Origin of the sequence: Microvirga aerilata, assembly GCF_016743775.1 — a bacterium.
In the GTDB taxonomy this organism is placed as follows: Bacteria; Pseudomonadota; Alphaproteobacteria; order Rhizobiales; family Beijerinckiaceae; genus Microvirga; species Microvirga aerilata.
This window is the reverse complement of sequence record NZ_JAEQMY010000292.1, coordinates 1-1,238: the sequence shown is the minus strand read 5'-3', so window position 1 is coordinate 1,238 and position 1,238 is coordinate 1. Positions and strand designations below refer to the sequence as shown.

Genomic DNA, 1,238 nt, shown 5'->3' with positions numbered 1-1,238 from the left:
GAAACCGGAGGTACAACCAGACCGCATGGGCGATGATCTCAGGCGGGAAGCGATGGTGTTTGTAGCTGACGGACTTGATCATGCCAGCCCATCTACACCGCTCGTTCCCATGACCAGGTTAGCGTAACAACGCCCCTTTGTGGCTCTGTCACCTATGTATAAAGAACTAAGTATTGGTCCAGCAGAACGTCGCTGCGACCTCCAGAACAGACTTGAGACAGGACGTATAACTATCAGCTACGAGGCATTTCCCGAAGGCTGTTGCAGTGCGGCTTGCGTCAGCCGATCCAAACCGATGTCGTGCCGGTCGTCCATCTGTAGCAACTCGACAAGCTGGGTACGCGCCCGATTGACACGGCTCTTCATCGTGCCCACGGCCACCCCACAGATTGCAGCCGCATCCTCGTAGCTCTCGCCTTGGCACCCAATCAGGAGGATCGCCTCACGTTGCTCCAGGGGCAGGCGCATGAGTGCCTGTTGAACGTCATCCAGCATCACTCTGGACTCTTGCTCGGATTGAACCATCAGGCGTCTGGCGTAGGCACTGTCCGGGTCCTCAACCTCCCGTCTACGCTTGCGGTACTCTGAGTGAAAGCTGTTGCGCAGGATGGTGAACAGCCACGCTTCAAGGTTGGTGTCTGGCTGGAAGCGATCCAGGTTTGTCCAGGCGCGCAGGACGGTCGTCTGCACAAGGTCATCGCTTCTGACAGCATCGTGGGTCAGATGCAGGGCAAACGCTCTCAGGTGCGGGAGAAAGGCGAGTATCTGGTTGCGCAGATGCTTGAGGCGGCGGCTTACGCGAGCCTCTTCAACGAGGGCGAGTTGCTGCGTGTGTGGTATGCGATGGATATGGCGCAGCCGCCTCAGTCTATGCCGTGCATGCCGGTTGCAATCCTTGACTTGAGAGGAAGGAGGGGTGTGTCTGCGAGCGGCGATTGTCATGGCATCGCTCCACCTGAACCACAGCCTGACCATACACCTGGGGGTGCCCGTCAGCCAGCTTATTCGACTGGGGATGGAACGGAGCCTGCCGATGACATTCCTGCCCCGATCTGCCGGTGGGTCTAAGGGCTTCAAAACTGCGCCCACGTAATGGGCTCGATAGGCTCTGGACTATCTTGGGCGGAAGACATAGTCACTCCAGTTCATTTGTACTTGGCGGCGGAACTCGCCCGATCTAAGTCGGGTTAGTTCTATAGATCGTTCTGCGCAGGAGGTTTGTCATGACCCAGGCAGCA

1 protein-coding gene and 1 pseudogene are annotated in these 1,238 nt (G+C 57.7%); both read right to left on the bottom strand.

The annotated features are described in order from the left end of the window. A pseudogene (locus JKG68_RS35205) lies at nt 1-82 on the bottom strand (IS6 family transposase); the annotation flags it as partial. A 155-nt stretch (nt 83-237) separates the two neighbouring features. Continuing rightward, complete coding sequence (locus JKG68_RS32420) at nt 238-942, bottom strand: sigma-70 family RNA polymerase sigma factor (RefSeq protein ID WP_202066546.1); 705 nt, start codon at nt 940-942, stop codon at nt 238-240. Nucleotides 943-1,238 lie beyond the last annotated feature (296 nt).

Coding starts and splice junctions, on each gene's coding strand:
- JKG68_RS32420 (WP_202066546.1), bottom strand. CDS start 942: ATGACAATCGCCGCTCGCAGACACACCCCTCCTTCCTCTCAAGTCAAG.